Here is a 20181-nt window from a genome sequence, read left to right as displayed (position 1 = left end):
TAAGCCGTCCCCTTCCCCGATTTTGCTGCCCATGCGCCCGGCCATTCTCGATCCGCTGTTTGCCTCCGTCTCCACGCTTGCCGGCGTGGGGCCGAAGCTTGCCGATCTCCTGGCAAAACTTCTGGGACGGGAGAATGCGGACGATACGCGCGTTATCGACCTTTTGTTCCATGCGCCCTCCAACGTCATCGACCGCCGCAACCGTCCCGGCATCGCGCTTGCAGCACCCGGCGCCATTGTCACCATTCAGGGACGTGTCGACCGCCATCAGCCGCCACCGCCGGGTAACCGCTCCGCGCCCTATCGCGTCTTCCTGCATGACGAGACCGGCGAACTGGCGCTGACCTTCTTTCGCGCCAAGGGCGACTGGCTGTCAAAGGCCCTGCCCGTCGATGAAGAGGTTCTCGTCAGCGGCAAGGTGGACTGGTTTAACGGCCGCGCCTCCATGGTGCATCCGGATTTCATGGTGAAGCTTTCCGAGGCGGAAAATCTGCCGCTTGTGGAAGCGGTTTATCCCATGACCGCCGGCCTTTCCGCCAAGGTGTTGCGCAAGGCGATCGAAGGCGGGCTCTCTAAGTTGCCGGTTTTCCCGGAATGGATCGATGAGACGCTCAAGACCCGGCAGGGCTTCGGTGACGTGGCATCAAGCTTCCGCGAATTGCACGATCCGCGCGACAGCGCCGATATCGATCCTCAGGCGCCGGCGCGCAGACGGCTTGCCTATGACGAATTCCTGGCCGGGCAGCTCTCACTGGCGCTGGTGCGCCAGCGGCTGCGCAAGGTGGCGGGCCAGCCAATCCGCTCCAAGGGCGATATCGCCGCAAAGATCCTGTCGCAACTGCCCTTCTCGCTGACGGCAAGCCAGAGCGCCGCCGTCAAGGATATCCTGACCGACATGGCTGGCGAAGACCGCATGTTGCGGCTGCTGCAGGGCGATGTCGGTGCGGGCAAGACGCTGGTGGCGCTGATGGCCATGGCGACGGCGGTGGAAGCCGGCGGACAGGCGGTGCTGATGGCGCCCACCGAAATCCTTGCCCGCCAGCACTATGCCACCATCTCCAAACTCGCGCAGGCCGTGGGCCTCACGGTGGAAGTGCTGACCGGCCGCACCAAGGGCAAGGAGCGCCGCGAGATCGAGGAGCGCGTGGCCTCGGGCGAAGCGCAGATCGTCATCGGCACCCATGCGCTGTTCCAGGACAGCGTCACCTATAAGAACCTTGTGCTGGCCGTGGTGGATGAACAACACCGTTTCGGCGTGCATCAGCGCCTGCGCCTCACCGCCAAGGGCATCACGCCGCATATGCTTGTCATGACCGCCACGCCCATTCCACGCACGCTGGTACTGGCCGCCTTCGGGGACATGGATGTCTCCAAGCTCACCGAAAAACCGGCGGGCCGCAAACCCATCCAGACGGTGACGATCCCCACCGAACGCATCGGCGATATTGTTGAGCGGCTGCGCGCAGCGCTGAAGGACGGCAAAAAAGCCTACTGGATTTGCCCGCTGGTGGAGGAGACGGAGGAGTCCGACCTGATGTCGGCGGAGGAGCGCCACGCGGTTCTCTCGCAGATGCTCGGCGCCAACATCGGCCTCATTCACGGGCGTATGAGCGGCCCGGAGAAGGACGCCGCCATGCTCGCCTTCAAGAACGGCGAAACCCGCCTGCTGGTGGCAACTACGGTGGTCGAGGTCGGCGTCGATGTGCCTGACGCGACGATCATGGTCATCGAACACGCCGAACGTTTCGGCCTCGCCCAGCTGCACCAGCTGCGAGGCCGCGTCGGACGCGGCGACGAGGCCTCCACCTGTATCCTGCTCTACAAGGGCCCGCTCAGCGAAAACGGCCGCGCCCGGCTCTCCATCCTGCGCGACAGCGAGGATGGCTTCCTGATCGCCGAGGAAGATTTGAAGCTGCGCGGCGAAGGCGAGTTGCTCGGCACGCGTCAATCAGGCACGCCTGGCTTCCGCATCGCCAGCCTCGAGGCTCATGCCGACCTCCTGGAAATCGCCCGCAAGGACGCCGCCTATGTCATCGAGCGCGACCCGGAACTGACAGGTCCACGCGGCGATGCGCTACGCACCTTGCTCTATCTGCACCGCCGCGACGAAGCGATTCGTTTCCTGCACGCCGGCTGAAAGAGAACGCCCATGAACATGATCGACCCGCGCCGCCCACCACCCGCCTTCCGCAAGGGATACGCGCTGTGCTCTCCGCAGAACGTCCTCCAGCCCGAAACATTTGCAAAAAGCGAGAAGAAGGCAATCGGCAAGTCGTTCAAGAAGCCCGGTCGCAAAAAGGCATGGGCGGAGGCACTGGAACAGGGCTGGACCGTGCGGCTGGTCTATATGCGGCTTTTCGTTCCCGTGTTCCACGCGACCAATACGGGGACGGAAGTGGATGATCTGGATGATGAGGACTGACCAGAAGTCCGGCGACTGTTGGGCTAAAGCGCCGAAGGCCACCGCTGCGATGTGTGGATGATCGTCAAAATTTCGACATCCCCGCCCACGCGGTAAGCAATGATGTAGGAAATGTCGTGCAGCACGGCTTCCCGTGTTCCTCTGATGCGTCCGACCCGCCCCATGGCTGGCTGTTCCACCAACATATCAACCGCTGAAACAATTCGGGAAATTACCCGGGCAGCAGCCGCTGGATTATCCTTTTCGATATGCGCACCAATTTCATCGAGCCGTCGCAGCGCCCGTAAAGTCCAACGAATTCGCCGGTCACTCATGACGGCCGGGCGGATTTTGTATATTTCCCGACAATGTTTGCGAGATCCTCAGCTGTCCCGAACTCGCCGCGATCGGCTTCCGCCACACCCGCCTCAATCTCGGCAAGCTGCCACTCCTCGCGGGAAACAAAGTCCTCAATCGCCCGCGCCGCCATGTAGGATCGCGACCGGTCAAGTTTTTCCGCCAACTGGTCGAGTTTGTCGGCAACCTCATCAGGCAGGCGAACAGTAAATGCAGTCATAATCGCAACCCTTGTTGGTTCACTGTGATTATTGGTGAACCACAATGGTTCGTCAACCGTATGGCTTTACCTCCCTCCGCGGGAATGGAGGAAGGAATCTAGCGCCTTGCGAATGCGTTCAAACCGGCGCGATCATCTTCGGCGGCTTGAAATCCGGCGCCACAAGACCACCCGAGATCAGCAGCTTCGCCGCATCCTCCGGGGTCATGTCCAGCATCACGATCTTGTCCTTGGGCACGAACAGTAGGAAGCCCGCCGTCGGCACCGGTGTGGGCGGCAGGAAGACGGCGACCATCTGCTGGCCCATCTCGTTGAAGCGATGGGCGAGTTCGCCCTTTGCCTCGGAAGCCACAAACACCATCGCCCATGTGCCTGACGACGGGAACTCGATCAGGCCAACCTTCTTGAAGGAGTTCGAGTGCTCCTTCAGGACGGATTCGAACAGCTGTTTGATGCTTTTATAGATCGGCCGCACCAACGGCATGCGGTTGAGGATGGATTCACCGACGCCGACAATCCATTTCCCGATCAGGTTATTGCCGAGAAAGCCGATGAGGGTGATGCCGATGACAGCGATCAGCAGGCCGAAGCCCGGAATGGCCACATCGAAATATTGCTCGGGATCGTAACGGGCGGGAATATAGGGCTTCACCCAGCTATCCGCCCATTGCAGGAAGCTCCACACCAGCCACATGGTAATGGTGACGGGTGCGAGGATCAGAACGCCCGTCAGGAAGCTGTTGCGCAACCGTGTCGCAAAGGAAATTTTGGGAGGAATGTCGGTCATTTACCGTTCGCGTTAAGCGCTGTCGCTATCGAAACCCGGATGAAAACTGACAATGCCGGATGGCGTTCCCCCATGCAAGCGAAGAACTGTGAAATATTCGTCAGGAATCCCCATAGCGCTTAGGCCTTCGACGGCGCGAAAACCGAAGCGTCCATAATAATCGGGATCGCCGGCAACGACACATCCCGATGCGCTCAGCCGATCAAGCGCACCAAGCCCTTCACGCACCAGCCGGGAGCCGATACCCTCGCCCTGCCGTTCCGGCGTCACCGAAAGAGGCGCAAGGCAAAACCAGCCGCTGTCGCCGCTTGAAAGTGTCACGGGCGAAAAGCCGATATGGCCGACGATCCCTTCGCTGTCTTCGGCCACGAGCGAAACCGTGAGCGCACCGGCCTCCCGCAGCTGCGCCACGATCAGATGTTCGGTCTTGTCGCTATGCTCGACGTCACGGAAGGCTTCTTCCGTAACGCGGGCAATCGCCTCTTCGTCACCCTGGCGCTCTGGCCGGATGATCATTCCACCGTGACCGATTTTGCAAGGTTGCGCGGCTGGTCGACATCCGTACCCATGAAAACGGCGGTGTGATAGGCCAGCAGCTGAATGGGCAGCGAGAAGACCATCGGTGCGATCAGTTCGTCGACGGTCGGCAGCGTGATCGTCGCCATGGTGTCGAGCTTGGAAGCGCCAGCTCCCTTCTCATCCGTGATGAAGATGATACGGCCGCCGCGGGCGGCGACTTCCTGCATGTTCGAAACGGTCTTTTCGAAGAAGCGATCGTGCGGTGCAATCACGATGACGGGCATGTTCTCGTCGATCAGCGCGATGGGGCCGTGCTTCAACTCGCCGGCAGCATAACCTTCGGCGTGGATATAGGAAATTTCCTTGAGCTTCAGCGCGCCTTCCAGCGCCAGCGGGAAGCTGGTGCCCCGGCCGAGATAAAGCACGTCCTTGAAGCGCGACAGATCGCGCGACAGGCCCTCTATCTGCGGCTGGATGATGTTGAGCACCTGGCTCATGATGCGCGGCATCTCGATCAGATGTTGCACAAGTTCCTTTTCCTGACCAGGCTTCAGCGTGCCGCGCGCCTTGCCGGCGGCAATGGCGAGCGAAGCAAGCACCGCAAGCTGGCAGGTGAAGGCCTTGGTGGAAGCGACGCCGATTTCCGGTCCGGCAAGGATCGGGAAGATGGCGTCCGATTCCCGGGCAATGGTCGATTCCCGCACATTGACGATGGCGCCGATCTTGAGATCGCTTTCCTTGCAATAGCGCAGCGATGCCAGCGTATCGGCTGTCTCACCCGATTGCGAGATGAAGAGCGCCGCCTGCGTTGGCTGAAGTGGCATTTCGCGATAGCGGAACTCGGAGGCCACATCGATCTCCACCGGCAGGCGCGCATAACGCTCGAACCAGTATTTGCCGATCAGGCCGGACAGATAAGCCGTGCCGCAGGCGGAGATCGCAAGTCCGGAAAGCTTGGCGAAATCGATGGCCTTATCGGCCTCTTTCACGGTCTTGGAGGCGAAATCCACATAATGGCTGAGCGCATGGGAAATGACTTCCGGCTGCTCGTAGATTTCCTTTTCCATGAAGTGGCGATGGTTGCCCTTGTCGACGACATAGGCCGTCGCCTGCGATATCTGCCGCTCGCGCTTCACCGGCTTGCCCGAGAAATCGATGATCTCAGCACCCTGCCGGGTCACGATGGCGCAGTCGCCATCCACCAGATAGGTGATCTCGTTGGTGAAGGGCGAAAGCGCAATGGCGTCGGAACCCAGGAACATTTCTCCGCGGCCATAACCGACGGCAAGCGGCGGGCCGGAGCGCGCCGAAAGCAGCGTGCCGGGATCGTCCTTGAACATCACCACCAGCGCATAAGCGCCGGTCATGCGGTTCAGCATCTTCAGCATAGCCTCACGATGACCAAGACCCTCGCGGGTATATTTCGCCAGAAGCTGCGCCACCACCTCGGTGTCGGTCTGGGTGGTGAAGGTCGCGCCCTCGGCGGTCAGTTCGTCGCGCAGTTCGGCGAAGTTTTCGATGATGCCGTTATGGACGACGGCCACGCCATCGACGAAGTGCGGGTGAGCGTTGGTTTCGTTCGGCACGCCGTGGGTCGCCCAGCGTGTATGCGCGATGCCGACCACGCCCGGAAGCGGCTTTTCGGACACCAGCTTTTCCAGATTGAAGAGCTTGCCCTCGGCACGGCGGCGATCCATCGCGCCATTGTCGATCGTTGCAACGCCGGCTGAATCGTAGCCACGATATTCGAGACGCTTCAGTGCATCGACAAGCCGTTCAGCAACGGGCTCAGTTCCGACAATTCCGACAATTCCGCACATATATATCTCCAGACGGCGATCTTTTCGCCGAAACTTCTAATCTTTCCCGTGCAATCCGCAATTATGGCGCCGGTCACTTTCGGTATCGCTTCGTAACGTCCTTCAAGGCGACTTCTTCTTCGCTTCCTTCAGCGCCTTCGCCCGCTCGCGCACCACGGTTGCGCGGCCCGGCTTCACCTCCTGGCGCGCACGCCCAAAAGCCAGCGCATCATCGGGCACGTCATCGGTGATGACGCTGCCGGAGGCGATGTAGGCCCCCTCGCCAATCGTCACGGGAGCAACCAGCGACGAGTTGGAACCAACGAAGCTGTTCGCGCCGATCCGCGTCTCAGCCTTGTTGTAACCGTCATAATTGCAGGTGATGGTGCCGGCACCGATATTGCTGCCCGCGCCAACGAAGGCGTCGCCGATATAGGTGAGATGATTGACCTTGGCCCCCTCGCCGATCTCGGCCTTCTTGACCTCGCAGAAATTACCCACCTTGGAGTTGGCGTGCAGGTTGGCCCCCGGTCGCAGCCGGGCATAGGGACCAACAGTGGCACCTTCCGCGACATGCGCGCCTTCGAGGTGTGAGAAGGCATGGATCACGGCACCCGGTTCGACCGTCACGCCGGGACCAAAAACGACATTGGGCTCGATCAGCGCGTCCTGACCGATCGTCGTATCGAAGGAGAGGAAGACGGTTTCAGGCGCGATCATCGATACGCCGTCGACCATCAATTCATGGCGGCGGCGCTCCTGCCAGAGCTTTTCGATAAAGGCCAGTTCGGCGCGGTTGTTGCAGCCGACCAGTTCTGTTTCCGGTGCATCGATGGCGACGGCGCGGCGGCCGAGCGACCGGGCGATTTCGACCACGTCCGTCAGATAATATTCGCCCTTCACATTGCCGTTGCCGATCCGGTCGAGCAGATCAAGGGCATTGCGGCCATTGATCGCCATCAGACCACTATTGCACCAGGTCACCCTGCGCTCTTCGTCGGTCGCATCCTTTTCCTCGCGGATCGCCACCAGCTCGCCATTCTCGACCAGCAGCCGGCCATAACCCGTAGGCCGGTCGGTGTGAAAACCGATCACCGCGACATCGGCGCCGGAAGCAATGGCCTCGCGGGCCCGGTCGAGCGTGGCGGAGGTAATGAGCGGCACGTCGCCATAAGCGATGATGAGATCGTCGAAGCCGCGTTCGATTGCCGCACGTGCGGCAAGCACGGCATGGCCGGTACCTTTGCGTTCCGTCTGAAGAAAAGTCTCAACCTGAAGTCCCGGCAGGCTCGCCGCCGCGGCAACATTGTCGGCGTCACGTCCGACGACGAGCGCCACCGTGCCCACGCCCGATCCAGCCACCGCCTCGACCACATGCGCAATCATCGGACGGCCGGCGACCGGATGCAGCACCTTGGATTTCGACGACTTCATGCGCGTGCTGTCGCCCGCTGCGAGAATAACGGCTAGAGAGCTGCGCTCCATAAGACCTCCAACACCCCGTCGGCGACTGCCTGGCAGCCGATACAGCGGCACATGTTTGACTTTGCGCCGTCCGGCAAAACGAACGGGCGCATCGGTAATTTCATTCCGGATTGCTATAACGGCGGCCCACTTAAGAAACCATGCAAATCTGCACCAAATTTCCGCACCGGTTTTCATCAAACGTGATTGGAGCGGGATCACATCCTGCTCCCACCGTCTGATTTATCGCCGGGAGTTGCGGGCAGTGAATTCCAGTACCTGCTGGCGGCCGTTCTCAATCAATCTTTCCATCTCGCGACGCGCGGCGGCCTCGTCATGCAGACGAAAGGCTTCCACGAGCTTCAGGTGCGAAGCTGAAACATCGGAAATTTCATTGGGATCGGTGTCCGGATTGCTCATCCGGAAAATGCCCGCCAGAGCTGCCTTTATCAGCGAACCAACGGTGCGCATGAACGGGTTGCCCGACATTTCGGTGATGAGGACATGGAAATTCATGTCCGCAAGCGCGCGCTTTTCTTTCGAATAAGCAGTATTGCCCATCTCATTGGCATAGGCGGCAAGCTTTGCGATATCCGCATCCTTTGCCCTGATGGCGGCAAGCCCGGCGCCATAGGGTTCGAAGGCTTTGCGGATATCGTAGAGATGCAGCAGGAACTCATCGCTGACGCCGGCCTCGAAGTGCCATAGCAGCACTTCGCTGTCGAACATGTTCCAGCTTTCGCGCTCCGTCACCCGCGTACCAATCCGCGCCTTGGGGGAAATCATGCCCTTGGCCGTCAGCGTCTTCATCGCTTCGCGCAGCACGGTGCGCGAAACTTTAAGCCGCTCCATCAGCTCCGCATCGCCTGGCAGGATGTCGCCGGTCCTGAAGTTGCCGGACACGATGTCGAGACCGAGCTTGTGAACGACCTGTGCATGATTTGTCCGCAGCTTTCGTAGACCGATCGCCGCATCGAGCATTCCGCGCTGCAAGTGCCATGTCCTTCCGTTCGGTTGGCGATTTTAAAAATCGCGCCAGACGTGTATCTTCAGTCAGAATATAGTGAAAGACATCAAGTTGCCGGAAAAGCAAAGGCAAACTTCATCTACGCAATAAAACCCATGAAAATAAGCAAGGCTGCACATGCGTCGATGTACAGCCCCGATCTTTGCGAACTCAATTTCCCACGTCATCCTCGCCCTTCAGGCGAGGATCCATGGACATGGGGAGTGTCATCCGGGTCAAGGCCGAGGATGACACCCTGTCCCACAACGCAGATTATTGCGGCAGCTTGTCGTCCACGCCGGCAACGTAGAAGTTGAGGCCGAGCAGGACCTTGTCCTCAGCCTTTTCACCAGCCTTCAGCCATTCCGAGCCGTCCTGCTTCTTCACCGGGCCGGTGAAGGGGTGCAGTTCGCCGGACTTGATCTTGGCTTCGGTGTCCTCGGCCATCTTCTTCACGTCGTCAGGCATGTTGGTATAGGGCGCCATGGTCAGGATACCGTCCTTCAGGCCGTCCCAGACCGATTCCGACTTCCAGGTGCCATCGAGAAGAGCCTGCGTGCGCTTGATGTAATAAGCGCCCCAGGTATCCTTGATCGCGGTCAGCTGCGTCTCAGGACCGGCCTTGATCATGTCGGAGGCCTGGCCGAATGCCTTGATGCCGCGCTCGGCTGCAACCTGCATCGGTGCGGTCGTGTCGGTGTGCTGCGTCAGGATATCAACGCCCTGGTCGATCAGCGCCTTCGCGGCATCGGCTTCCTTGCCGGGGTCGAACCAGGTGTTGGCCCAGACGACCTTGACCTTGAACTCAGGATTGACGGACTGCGCGCCGAGAACGAAGGCGTCGATGCCCATCACCACTTCCGGGATCGGGAAGGACGCGATGTAACCGGCAACGCCCTTTTTCGACATTTTCGCGGCGATCTGGCCCTGAATGTAACGGCCTTCATAGAAACGCGAATTGTAGGTCGCGACGTTTTCAGCCGTCTTGAAGCCGGTTGCGTGCTCGAACTTCACCTTAGGGAATTTCTGGGCAACCTTCACGGTCGCATCCATGAAGCCGAAGGAGGTGGTGAACACCAGTTCGCAGCCGGAGCGGGCCATGCGCTCGATGGCGCGTTCAGCATCCGGGCCTTCCGGAACGCTTTCGAGGAACGGCGTTTCGATCTTGTCGCCGAAGTGCTTCTGCAGCTCTTCGCGGCCGATATCATGCGCCTGCGTCCAGCCGCCATCGGTGCGGCTACCGACATAGATGAAGCAGACCTTCTTGGCGTCGGCGGCTTCAGCGGAGGAAACAACGCCTCCCAGCGCCGCGATGGAAGCGGCAAGTGCGATGACCAGTTTTTTCATTTTTACCCCTGTTGGTTTGGAGACGTGAGAATGCTTTACCTGTCCGGTACGAAGGACTTGCCCAGCGATGCCGGTGTATTGATCAACGTCGTGCGGCGATTATGCGAGATGATGACCAGCACGACAATAGTTGCAAGGTAAGGTAGCGCCGACAAAAGCTGCGACGGCACCCCGATGCCGAAGGCCTGCGCGTGCAATTGCCCGATGGTGACGGCGCCGAACAGATAACCGCCGGCGAGCACCCGCCATGGACGCCAGGACGCGAAGACAACGAGCGCCAGCGCGATCCAGCCACGCCCGGCCGACATGTTTTCCACCCATTGCGGCGTATAAACCAGCGAAAGCTGCGCGCCAGCGAGACCGGCACAGGCACCGCCGAACATGACAGTCAGATAGCGTGTGCGGATGACGTTGATCCCGAGCGCATGGGCCGAGGCATGACTATCGCCGATGGCGCGTATCTTCAGGCCCGCCCGGCTTTTGAACAGGAACCAGCCTATGCCGGCCACCAGCCCTATGGAAAGGTAGAAGATCAGATCCTGCCGGAAGAGCAGCGGGCCGATGAAGGGTATGTCCGACAGAACGGGAAAGACGATCGGCTGCAGCTTGACGCCTGGCAGGCCAACGAAGCTTTCGCCCAGCATACCGGATACGCCCAGGCCCAGAATGGTGAGCGCAAGACCCGTCGCCACCTGATTGGTAACCAGCGTCAATGTCAGAAAACCGAACAGCAGCGAAAAAACCGCACCCGAAGCAATGCCGGCCAGAATGCCGAGATAGGGCGAGCCCGTCATATGGGCGGTCGCGAAAGCGCAGACCGCACCCATGATCATCATGCCTTCGACGCCGAGATTGAGCACACCGGATCGCTCCACCACCAGCTCACCGGAGGCGGCTATGACGAGCGGCGTCGCGGCGGTGATGACGGTGAGGAGAATGGCCTGAAGCATGTCCATCATGCCGCTCCCTGCTTGTGATGCGCCTTGCCGGCAAAAACGACCTTGATGCGATAGAAGATGAGCGTATCGCAGGAGAGCACGAAGAACAGCATCAGCCCCTGGAACACGCGCGTGACCTTGTCCGATACACCGATCGAAAGCTGCGCCGCCTCGCCGCCGAGATAGGTCAGCGCCAGCACCAGCCCTGACAGGATAATGCCAAGCGGGTTAAGACGGCCGAGAAACGCGACGATGATGGCTGTAAAACCATAGCCCGGCGAAATGCTGGGCTGGAGGTGGCCGATGGAGCCGGAGGCTTCCGAAATGCCCGCAAGACCGGCCAGCGCGCCCGATAGCAGCAGCGAAAACCACACCATGCGGCTCGACGAGAAACCGGCAAATCGCCCTGCCCGGGCCGACTGGCCAAGCACGGTGACTTCGAAGCCCTTCAGCATGTAGCGCATCATGAACCACAGCGCGATCGCCGCGACAATGGCGAAAACGAAGCCCCAGTGCGCCCTGCCCGATGCAAGCATTTCCGGCAACACGGCGCTATCGTTGAACGGCTTGGTCTGCGGGAAATTATAACCGCCCGGATCACGCCAGATTCCGCGCGTCAGCCAGTCGAGGAAAAGCTGTGCAACGTAGACCAGCATCAGGCTGACGAGGATTTCGTTGGTATTGAACTTCGTCTTCAGGAGAGCGGGAATACCCGCATAGAGCGCCCCGCCGAGAGCTCCCATCACCAGCATGAGCGGCAGAAGCAGCGGCGAATGCCAGTCCGGATAAAGAACCGGCAGTATGGAGCCAGTAATCGCACCGATGGTGAATTGCCCTTCCGCTCCGATGTTCCAGTTATTGGAGCGATAACAGATCGACAGGCCGACACCGATCAGGATCAGCGGCGCGGCCTTGATCGCCAGCTCGTGCAGGGACCAGACTTCGAGCAACGGCTCCACGAAGAAGGCATAAAGCGCATGGGCCGGGTTCTTCCCGAGCATGGCGAACATGACAGCACCGACCAGCAGGGTGAGCACCAGCGCCAGAAGCGGAGAAAGAAATGTAAAAAGCCGGGAAACCCCTGCGCGTTTTTCAAGCTCAATGCGCATGCTGGGCGGCTCCCGAATGTGTCGTGTGAATGCCGCCCATCAACAGGCCGATCTTTTCGAGCGTCATTTCCTCCACCGGATGGGCCTCGGAAAGCTTGCCGTCGGAGATGACCGCGATATTGGTGGCGACTTCAAAGATTTCATCCAGGTCCTGACTGATGACGATGACCGCCGAGCCCGACTTGGCAAGATCGACAAGTGCCTGACGGATGCGGCTCGCAGCACCCGCATCCACGCCCCACGTCGGCTGGTTGACGACAAGCACGGCCGGCTGGCGGTCGAGCTCGCGTCCCACGATGAATTTCTGCAGATTGCCGCCTGAGAGCGAGCCTGCCAGCGGATCGGCCCCGCTTTTGCGCACATCCATGGTTTCAGATATGCGCCGCGCCGCTGCCCTGATGGCCGACCCCCTGACAATACGCAGGAAACCGCCGGTCAGGAACGCCTTGCGATCGGAGCGGGCCCGCGCGAGCAACAGATTGTCGGAGAGGCTCATTCCGGGAACGGCGGCGTGGCCATGGCGCTCTTCCGGTACGAAACCCGCCCCCATCAGCCGGCGACCGTTGATGCCGATCCGGCCGACCGGCTTGCCGCGGAGATGGATCGCATCGTTATTATAAACCGGGTATTCCCCCGAAAGCGCGTCGAACAGCTCACCCTGCCCGTTTCCCGCGACCCCGGCGATCGCCAGCACCTCCCCGGCGCGCACGGTCATCGAAATCGATTTCAATGCCACGGCGAACGGCGTGCGCGGCGCGACCGAAAGCCCCATGACTTCGATCTGCGGCGCACCCAGCGCTTCGCCCGTCGCGCGCGACACACTGGCGACATCGCTGCCCACCATCATGCGCGCCAGCGATGCCGGCGTCTCCCGGCGCGGATCGCAGGCACCGGTCACCTTGCCATGGCGCAGAACCGTGGCGCGGTCGCAGATGCGTTGAACCTCTTCGAGACGATGGCTGATATAAAGCACGGAACGGCCTTCGGCCTTCAGCTTCTCCAGCGTCTCGAAAAGCTTGTCGGCCTCCTGCGGCGTCAGAACCGAGGTCGGCTCGTCAAGAATGATAAGGCGCGGGTTCTGCAGCAGAGCACGGACAATTTCGATGCGCTGGCGCTCGCCGACCGAAAGATCGGCCACATGCGCATTGGGGTCGAGCGGCAGGCCATAGGCGCGCGACAGGGTCTCCGCTTCCCTGGCGATTTCCTTCAATGAAATTTTCGGATCGAGCGACAGGGCAATGTTCTCGGCAACCGTCAGCGCCTCGAACAACGAAAAATGCTGGAAGACCATGCCGATGCCGAGCCTGCGGGCTTCGCTTGGCGAACCCACCGAAACCGGCTCACCCTGCCAGATGATTTCGCCCTCGGTCGGTGCGAGAACGCCGAACAGCATCTTGACGAGCGTGGATTTACCCGCGCCGTTTTCACCCAGGAGCGCATGGATTTCACCCGGCGCAATATCGAGATCGATACCGTTGCAGGCGGCGAAATTGCCGAACAGCTTGGTCAGCTTGCGAACGGACAGGAGAGGCACGGCCTCCGGCGCCAAAGTTCCAGTCACGAGTTCCCTCTCTCACCAACCGTCCATGCCTTCTTCGAGGCGTTTCAGACGGTCGCGGTCATTGTTCCCAATCCCGCACCAAAAAGTATGCAATGATACGTGATCAGAACTTATTGATAACGGTTTTGCTGCTGCGCACAACTGAAAAAGAAGCTGCTTAAATGCAATTTGCACAAGCAATAAACGGCTTTACCTCTTCATCATTTCGCGCCGAGCGTTGGGAAAAACTGTAAAATTCCTCCGATGCAATACAGGTAGATGCCGCTCGCCACGAACCCCACCACCGCCCATGTCGGCGTCTGGAAATGCATCAGCAGCGCGTAACCACCAAGGGCGCACCAGATGGCCACGACAAGAAGATTAAGGGACCGCAGCCGCTTCACCCGCACGGGATGCAGGAAATTGATCGGCAGAAATGTCAGGAACACCGAAACAGTCACGACTGTCATGGCGGTGGTGGCGCTGGCATCCATCACGAAGAGCGTGAAGATCACCATGTTCCACACCACGGGGAAGCCCGAGAAGAAATATTCGTCGGTCTTCATCCCCATATCGGCATAGTAGATAGCACTGGACACCACGATCATGCCCGCCGCCACAAAGGACCATGGCTCTCCAATCATGCCGCTCTGATAGAGCGCGAAGGCAGGCAGAAGCACATAGGTCACGTAATCGATGATGTTGTCGAGCGTATCGCCCGACCAGTTTGGCAGCACTTCCTTGACCCGGACCTTCCGGGCGATAGGGCCGTCTATCCCATCCACCAGCAGCGCAAGACCAAGCCACCAGAACATATCGACAAAACGGTGCTCGGAAGCGGCGACGACGCCAAGGAAGGCAAGAAAGGAACCGGACGCCGTTAGAATATGAACGGAAAAGGCGCGGATTTCCGCATAGGGAACACGCTTGTAGTTGAAAATTTTCATGGTCAGCGTCTGCGCCCCGCTTTTCATCCGCCCTGCTTATTCCGGTATGCGGCCATTCACCACGCTTTGCAACCGGCTCAGTCGGCTTATCCTAAGACTAATGTGGCGGCAGACCCAATGAATCTTCACAACCGGATGTTCCCGGCCGGAAGTGGATTTGCCGATGCAAAGCCTTTATGATGCTCTGGAAATAACAACGGATCAGGACCATGAGACACTTCGATATCGCCATAACAGGTGCAGGACTTGCGGGTCAGATCGCGGCCATCGCACTGGCACGGGCGGGTCGCCACGTGGCGCTCGTAGCACCTTCCACCGACAGGAAGGACCGGCGCACCACGGCGCTCATGGACCAGTCTATCCGCTTCCTGGACCGTCTCGGCCTGTGGTCACGCATCGCGCCTTCGGCCGCCCGCCTTTCCACCATGCAGATCATAGACGGAACCGACCGTCTGTTGCGAGCACCGACAGTGCAGTTCCGTTCCTCCGAAATCGGCCTGGATGCATTTGGCTGGAACATCCCCAACGAGGCCTTGCTCGGTGTTCTCGGCGAAGCGGTGGAGCAGGAACACAATATTACCCGCCTCGACACCTTCGCCGAGGCGATCGATATCGGCGACGACCGCGTGACGGTGACGCTTGCGGACGGCGAAACGCTCTCTGCCGATTTCCTCATCGGGGCAGATGGCAGGAAGTCGATGGTCCGGGATGCAGCCGGCATCGGCGTGAAATCCTGGTCCTATCCGCAGACCGCCGTCGTTTTGAACTTCGGCCACAGCCGACAGCATGAAAATGTTTCGACGGAATTCCACACGCCCACCGGCCCTTTCACGCAGGTTCCCCTTCCCGGCAACCGCTCCAGCCTCGTCTGGGTCGTCACCCCGCAACAGGCGGAAGAACTGACTGCCCTGCCACTGGAAGCGCTGAGCCTTCGGGTCGAGGAACGCATGCAGTCCATGCTGGGCGCCGTTACCGTCGAGGATAGCGTCCAGGCATGGCCGCTCTCTTCCATGACCGCCCATCGCTTCGGCAAGGGCCGCGTCGCCCTGATCGGCGAGGCGGCACATGGTTTTCCGCCCATCGGCGCACAGGGACTGAACCTCAGCCTGCGCGACATCATCTCACTGACGGAATTGCTGAGCGCCGTTTCCGACCGCCCCATTGCGGCCGATGCCGGCAGCAGCTTCGACCGCAGGCGGCGGGCGGATGTCTATAGCCGCACGCTGAGCGTCGATCTCCTGAACCGCTCGCTGCTTTCGGATTTCCTGCCCATCCAGATGGCGCGCGCAGCCGGCCTGCACGTGCTTTCCGGCATCGGTACGCTCCGAAGCATTGTCATGCGCGAAGGCATCGAACCCGGCCGGGGCCTGAAGGCCCTGCCCTCACTGCTGTTCGGCAGCTTCAAAAAGGCTGGATGAAATAAACCACGCCCGTCAGCGTGAGAACCGACAGCACCGTCGAAATCAGGATCGTCGCCGACGCCCGCTCCTGCCACACATGATATTGCTGGCCGATGACGAAGACATTCGTCGCGGTCGGCAAAGCAGCCAGCAGCACGGCGGAATAGATCCACACCGGCTCGAATCGCCCGAGCGACGACAGCACGAGATAAACGGCGAGCGGATGCAGGATGAGTTTTGCCGGCACGATATAGCTGATCTCCACCGGCACCCGCTTCATCGGCCGAAGTGCCAGCGTCACGCCCATTGCAAACAGCGCACAGGGTGCGGCTGATTGCGCCAGATAATCCACCAGCCGCTGCACCGCCTCCGGCGGTTGCCATGACAGCGAAGCGGCCAGGAAACCGGCGATGACGGATACGATGAAGGGATGGGTGATGACCTTGCGGGCCACATCCAGCGCAAGCTTCGCCGGGGAACGCTTGTCGCCGCCTGCAACGGCCATCATCGCCGGCGCGACAATGAAATGCGCGGCGTTTTCGAGGCAGACGATGAGCGCCACAGGCACCGCCGCCTTTTCGCCGAGCGCCAGAAGCGCAATGCCCGGGCCCATATAGCCGATATTGCCGTAACTTGCCGCGAAACTTTGGATCGTCGTTTCAGCGAGGCTGTTTTTCCGGACAAAACGACCGATCAGGAACACAACCAAGAAAATGCCATAGGTACAGACGAGGCTGGCGGCAACGAAATCCATCCGCGCCAGTTCTTCCACCGGCGTTTTCGACACCAGCTTGAAAAACAGCGCCGGCAGCGCCGCGTAGATGATGAAGGTGTTCAGCCAGCCCATCGCCTCGACCGGTTGTTTCGTGATGCGCGCAGCGCCGTAGCCGATCAAGATGAGGCCGAAAAACGGCAACAGCAATCCCACGATGTCAGTCACTATGTCTCCCCCGCAAGCAACTCCAGCGGGAGGCTTAGCCGATTTGCATCAGGATCGGAAAGGTCTCCTGGAACCAGATCGCCACATTGGTGATAAAACCGGATATGAAAGCGAGGCCGGTTAGCACCAGCAACACGCCGAGAAGCTTTTCCACGAGGCCGAGATGGCGACGGAAGCGGACGAGGAAACGCATGAAGGAGCCGGAAAACGCCGCCGCGATCCAGAACGGTACCGCAAGGCCAAGGGAATAAACCGCAAGCAACATTGCGCCGTCGCCGACCGTGTCGCGTGAAGCAGCAACGCCGAGAATCGCGCCAAGAACCGGGCCGATGCAGGGCGTCCAGCCAAAGGCGAAGGCGAGTCCCATGATATAGGCTCCGGACAGCGTCGCCGGCTTGCCCGCGCCCTGAAACCGGGCCTCGCGGGAAAACAGGCCGATACGGAACACGCCCAGGAAATTCAGGCCCATCAGGATGATGATGAAACCGCCGATCTTGGCGAGAATGTCGAGATTCTGGCGCAGAAGCGTGCCTATCGTCGAGGCGCCCGCGCCCAGCGCCACGAAGACGGTGGCAAAACCGAGTGTGAAAAAGAAGGCCGAAAACAGAACGGCCCTGCGAATCTCCGGCCGTGGTGCCGCGTCTTCCGTCCTGAACTGCTCGACCGACACACCCGCCATATAACAGAGATAAGGCGGCACCAGCGGCAGAACGCAGGGCGACAGAAACGAAAGAGCGCCAGCCAAAAGCGCGCTGAACAGGGAAATATCGGCAATCGACAAGAGAAACTCCGCATCCCGCAAAGCCGCCGCGATTCTTGAGAGCCGCCACCGCTTCACGCTTCATTTTCACGCATGTCATTGCCGCAAAACGATTTCAGCCGCCAGGCAGACACACTTGACGCCGGTTTTATCCCCGGCCGCCCCCTCTCTCCAATCACCTTTTCGGGGGTGCGACAAAAAAAACCGGATTGATCGCCGAAAGCGCTTTTTTTGGGTTGACCGAACGGATCGCTCTACATATGTTCCGCGCACTTCCGAAGGGCAGCCAAGCCCGCCACGGGAGAGCGTAGCTCAGCCGGTAGAGCAACTGACTTTTAATCAGTAGGTCCAGGGTTCGAATCCCTGCGCTCTCACCATCTCATAATATTTTTCGTATTTATTTCCATAGACTTACCCAACCGGCAGGCAATCATCCCGCCGGGTGTTCAAAGCGTTTCCAACATCAATACAGGAAACAAAAGCGTCGCCACCACGGACGCCTAGCGGTACGCGTAGATGTAACGTGCTATATTGTCATAAAAGCTGGAAAGATAAGCGGGCAGTCGCCTCAGTCGGGTGAACTTGCTGCCTTTATATTCCTCGCGCGTTCCGACGAGCGTATTCGGGTCGCCAAAGGGCAGAAAGTCCCTGTCGGAGACGTAAACGTTGGTGCCATATCCCCAACCGCACTCCAGGGCGCGGTCGAAAGGTAGCGTCATCACACGCGCCGTCTTCAGGAAACGCTCAGCGGCGCTGCGCGAAACGATGTAGCACGCAGATGAACCTTGAGGCCCATAGATGCAGCGGCCAAACGTATCCCCAAATGCACTCGTTCTGCGGCCTTTGAAACCCTTGCGGCGATGATTGGTCAATTTCACGACTGCATCGTCAGGCATGATCGCCGCCATGGCCCTCACCCGCTCCGAAAAATCCGGCGTGAACGCCACGTCGTCTTCAACAATCACCGCGACAGGGGCATTGGTTGAAAGAAAGATCTCAAGCGCTTTAATATGGCTGGCATAACAGCCATATTCTCCCGGCAGCGCGTGGCGCCCGTTGCGCAGTTCGAAGCGGCGTCGGTCGAAATCGCGCCAGTTTTCAGGGAGGACGGTCTTTCCATCAATTCCCTCCACCGGCCGCAAATCAAGATCAAGACCTGCGGCCCCTTCGAGCATTTTTTCCAGTCGCGCCCGCGCACGGGCAATCGAAATGATGTAGACGGGCAAATTGGACACAGGCTGCATTTCGCAAGGAACCATAAGCGGGAAACAATGAACCGCCGCGTCCTACAACAATGGGAACGTTGCGTCCACGGTCACGCTCCACTGTCCATCGTCAGGAGTGCCGTGGCTGTAAGCCGGCAAGGAATGGTCGCATCACTTCCGCGCGGCGGTACGGCGGCAGCGCCAGTTCCAGTCTCTCGGTTCACCGGTGTCCATATGGACCGATTCGGTATGGCAATAGGTGCCGACACCCCCGCGGTTCGGCAGGGAACGCAGATAGGTTGCGAGTTCCCACTTGGAGACACCCTTGATCTGTATGTCAGCCGCATCGCAGGTATAATGTTTTGAACCCTGCCTTATTCCCTTTGGCGGACGGTAGCCCGAGGTGACAATGGCCGGGCTGTTATAGTGTCGCTCCACATCCTTGATCATGCTGATGAGCTCCGGCTTGAAACAACCGACTTCAACGCGATCTGTCTGCAGGAAAAGCCCGTTCGGCGCGACGCGGGTCAGGCCGGAGAGCGAGGCAAGCTTCATCAGCCCGGTGGGTTCATCGTCCTCTTCATCGAGATGAGCGTCGTCGAATTCGTCGGACATCATCGAGCGACCGGAGAGCGCAATACCCATCGTCTTGTCCGCCGCTCCCGGAAGTGCGGCCACCTGCGTGCCACCTGCCGAACCGCTTTCGATCATTTTCGGCAGGCGCTTCTTGGCTGCACCGGCGAAAAATGCTGCAAGCGTGACGCCCTTGCCTTCGCCTTCCTGCTTCTCGTCGCCCATGGCGGCACTGGTCGCGGGCTGCACCGAAGCAAGCTGTTCCGATGCGGTTTGTGGCACCGGCACGGCAGCCGGCTGGCGGTTCTCGCTGTGCTGCTCCGGTACCTGCACGGCTGACGGCACAGCAACAGGCGCGGATACCGGCTGCGGTTGCGCCGCCTGCACGGGGGCGGAGTAAACGCTGCTGAGCGCAGGTGTGATTTTCTGGGAAGGCACGCCCGCCGCGGCCGCGCCGGACGCCGTGGCGGCCAGGGAAGGCGCTGCGGATGCGGTGGAATAGATGCTTGATGTTCCAGCGGAAATACCCGTTGGCTGCGTCGTCAGTCCGGCGATATCGGCGGCAGCGCCGTAACCCTGTGCCGGGCCGCCCGCTGCCAGATGCTGCGCCGGAGCAGTGGTCGCGCCAGCCGCTGACGCCACGGCGGGATCCACATAGTGCCCCTGCTGCGCACCGGCCGCGGGTGCAGCAGTTGCGGCCGTCTGCTGCTTCTGCTGTCCGGCAACTTCCGGCTTTTTGGCAGTGGCGGCCATCTCCTCGTCAGTCACCGCCGAAACGCATCCGGAAAGCCCCAGCAACGAAACCGCGATGACGAGACGCCGACAAGAAACGCGTCCCTTTGCGCCCTCGACAGTTTTCATGGGTGGCC

At 60.2% G+C, this 20181-nt stretch carries 19 protein-coding genes and 1 tRNA gene; 4 read left to right on the top strand and 16 right to left on the bottom strand.

Going from position 1 to position 20181, the window contains the following annotated elements; genetic code table 11:
• Nucleotides 1–31: 31 nt before the first annotated feature.
• Complete coding sequence (recG, locus tag DOU54_RS05660; RefSeq protein WP_113380540.1) at nt 32–2137, top strand: ATP-dependent DNA helicase RecG; 2106 nt, start codon at nt 32–34, stop codon at nt 2135–2137.
• A gap of 12 nt (nt 2138–2149) precedes the next feature.
• On the top strand, nt 2150–2422 hold the full coding sequence (locus DOU54_RS05655) for a hypothetical protein (RefSeq protein WP_113380539.1): 273 nt from the start codon (nt 2150–2152) through the stop codon (nt 2420–2422).
• 23 nt (nt 2423–2445) lie between these two features.
• On the opposite strand, the gene DOU54_RS05650 is transcribed toward DOU54_RS05655, so the two are convergent.
• The 12 genes from DOU54_RS05650 to pcsA all read right to left on the bottom strand — a co-directional run bounded on the left by DOU54_RS05650 (nt 2446) and on the right by pcsA (nt 14434).
• A complete protein-coding gene (locus tag DOU54_RS05650) occupies nt 2446–2736 on the bottom strand; it encodes a type II toxin-antitoxin system RelE/ParE family toxin (protein ID WP_113380538.1) in 291 nt (96 codons plus the stop codon).
• Nucleotides 2733–2981, bottom strand: a complete 249-nt coding sequence (locus tag DOU54_RS05645; RefSeq protein WP_502695923.1) for a CopG family ribbon-helix-helix protein — start codon at nt 2979–2981, stop codon at nt 2733–2735. Before DOU54_RS05645 ends, DOU54_RS05650 begins: the two co-directional genes overlap by 4 nt.
• A gap of 115 nt (nt 2982–3096) precedes the next feature.
• On the bottom strand, nt 3097–3765 hold the full coding sequence (locus DOU54_RS05640; protein WP_004442327.1) for a DUF502 domain-containing protein: 669 nt from the start codon (nt 3763–3765) through the stop codon (nt 3097–3099).
• A gap of 12 nt (nt 3766–3777) precedes the next feature.
• The gene (locus DOU54_RS05635) at nt 3778–4281 is read right to left on the bottom strand and encodes a GNAT family N-acetyltransferase (protein WP_022556314.1); all 504 of its coding nucleotides are present in this window, start codon (nt 4279–4281) and stop codon (nt 3778–3780) included.
• The gene (gene glmS, locus DOU54_RS05630) at nt 4278–6104 is read right to left on the bottom strand and encodes a glutamine--fructose-6-phosphate transaminase (isomerizing) (protein WP_113380536.1); all 1827 of its coding nucleotides are present in this window, start codon (nt 6102–6104) and stop codon (nt 4278–4280) included. Before glmS ends, DOU54_RS05635 begins: the two co-directional genes overlap by 4 nt.
• Nucleotides 6105–6206: 102 nt before the next feature.
• Nucleotides 6207–7568 carry a bifunctional UDP-N-acetylglucosamine diphosphorylase/glucosamine-1-phosphate N-acetyltransferase GlmU gene (gene glmU / locus DOU54_RS05625; protein WP_113380535.1) on the bottom strand — a complete coding sequence of 454 codons (1362 nt, stop codon included), beginning with the start codon at nt 7566–7568 and terminating at the stop codon, nt 6207–6209.
• A gap of 222 nt (nt 7569–7790) precedes the next feature.
• Entirely contained in the window at nt 7791–8528 is a 738-nt protein-coding gene (locus DOU54_RS05620) for a FadR/GntR family transcriptional regulator (protein WP_006698813.1), read from the bottom strand.
• A gap of 298 nt (nt 8529–8826) precedes the next feature.
• Nucleotides 8827–9900, bottom strand: a complete 1074-nt coding sequence (locus DOU54_RS05615) for a BMP family ABC transporter substrate-binding protein (protein WP_004442334.1) — start codon at nt 9898–9900, stop codon at nt 8827–8829.
• Nucleotides 9901–9935: 35 nt separating this feature from the next.
• Nucleotides 9936–10856, bottom strand: a complete 921-nt coding sequence (locus DOU54_RS05610; protein WP_004442337.1) for an ABC transporter permease — start codon at nt 10854–10856, stop codon at nt 9936–9938.
• Complete coding sequence (locus DOU54_RS05605; RefSeq protein ID WP_004442339.1) at nt 10856–11947, bottom strand: ABC transporter permease; 1092 nt, start codon at nt 11945–11947, stop codon at nt 10856–10858. The genes DOU54_RS05610 and DOU54_RS05605 overlap by 1 nt, the downstream gene beginning before the upstream one ends.
• Complete coding sequence (locus DOU54_RS05600; protein ID WP_045533764.1) at nt 11937–13496, bottom strand: ABC transporter ATP-binding protein; 1560 nt, start codon at nt 13494–13496, stop codon at nt 11937–11939. The genes DOU54_RS05605 and DOU54_RS05600 overlap by 11 nt, the downstream gene beginning before the upstream one ends.
• A gap of 212 nt (nt 13497–13708) precedes the next feature.
• Nucleotides 13709–14434, bottom strand: a complete 726-nt coding sequence (gene pcsA / locus DOU54_RS05595; protein WP_006698811.1) for a phosphatidylcholine synthase — start codon at nt 14432–14434, stop codon at nt 13709–13711.
• Nucleotides 14435–14643: 209 nt separating this feature from the next.
• On the opposite strand from pcsA, the gene DOU54_RS05590 reads away from it, so the two are divergent.
• The gene (locus DOU54_RS05590) at nt 14644–15852 is read left to right on the top strand and encodes a UbiH/UbiF family hydroxylase (protein WP_113380534.1); all 1209 of its coding nucleotides are present in this window, start codon (nt 14644–14646) and stop codon (nt 15850–15852) included.
• Here DOU54_RS05590 and DOU54_RS05585 read toward each other — a convergent pair.
• Nucleotides 15836–16774: an AEC family transporter gene (locus tag DOU54_RS05585; protein ID WP_004442347.1), complete on the bottom strand. Its 939-nt coding sequence runs from the start codon at nt 16772–16774 to the stop codon at nt 15836–15838. The two genes, DOU54_RS05590 and DOU54_RS05585, sit on opposite strands and share 17 nt — an antisense overlap.
• A 34-nt stretch (nt 16775–16808) precedes the next feature.
• The gene (locus tag DOU54_RS05580; RefSeq protein ID WP_022556323.1) at nt 16809–17555 is read right to left on the bottom strand and encodes a cytochrome c biogenesis CcdA family protein; all 747 of its coding nucleotides are present in this window, start codon (nt 17553–17555) and stop codon (nt 16809–16811) included.
• 280 nt (nt 17556–17835) lie between these two features.
• Here DOU54_RS05580 and DOU54_RS05575 point away from each other — a divergent pair.
• Nucleotides 17836–17911 (top strand) — tRNA-Lys (locus DOU54_RS05575).
• Nucleotides 17912–18034: 123 nt separating this feature from the next.
• On the opposite strand, the gene DOU54_RS05570 is transcribed toward DOU54_RS05575, so the two are convergent.
• Both DOU54_RS05570 and DOU54_RS05565 read right to left on the bottom strand, forming a co-directional pair.
• Nucleotides 18035–18778, bottom strand: coding sequence for a glycosyltransferase family 25 protein (locus DOU54_RS05570; RefSeq protein WP_113380533.1), 744 nt, complete (start codon nt 18776–18778; stop codon nt 18035–18037).
• A gap of 132 nt (nt 18779–18910) precedes the next feature.
• Entirely contained in the window at nt 18911–20173 is a 1263-nt protein-coding gene (locus DOU54_RS05565) for a D-Ala-D-Ala carboxypeptidase family metallohydrolase (protein ID WP_162749512.1), read from the bottom strand.
• Between the last annotated feature and the right edge of the window lie 8 nt (nt 20174–20181).

Source organism: Agrobacterium sp. MS2 (assembly GCF_003261015.1).
Classification (GTDB): domain Bacteria; phylum Pseudomonadota; class Alphaproteobacteria; order Rhizobiales; family Rhizobiaceae; genus Agrobacterium; species Agrobacterium pusense.
Note: the sequence above shows the minus strand (reverse complement) of the source record. Positions and strands in the feature narration are given on the sequence as shown.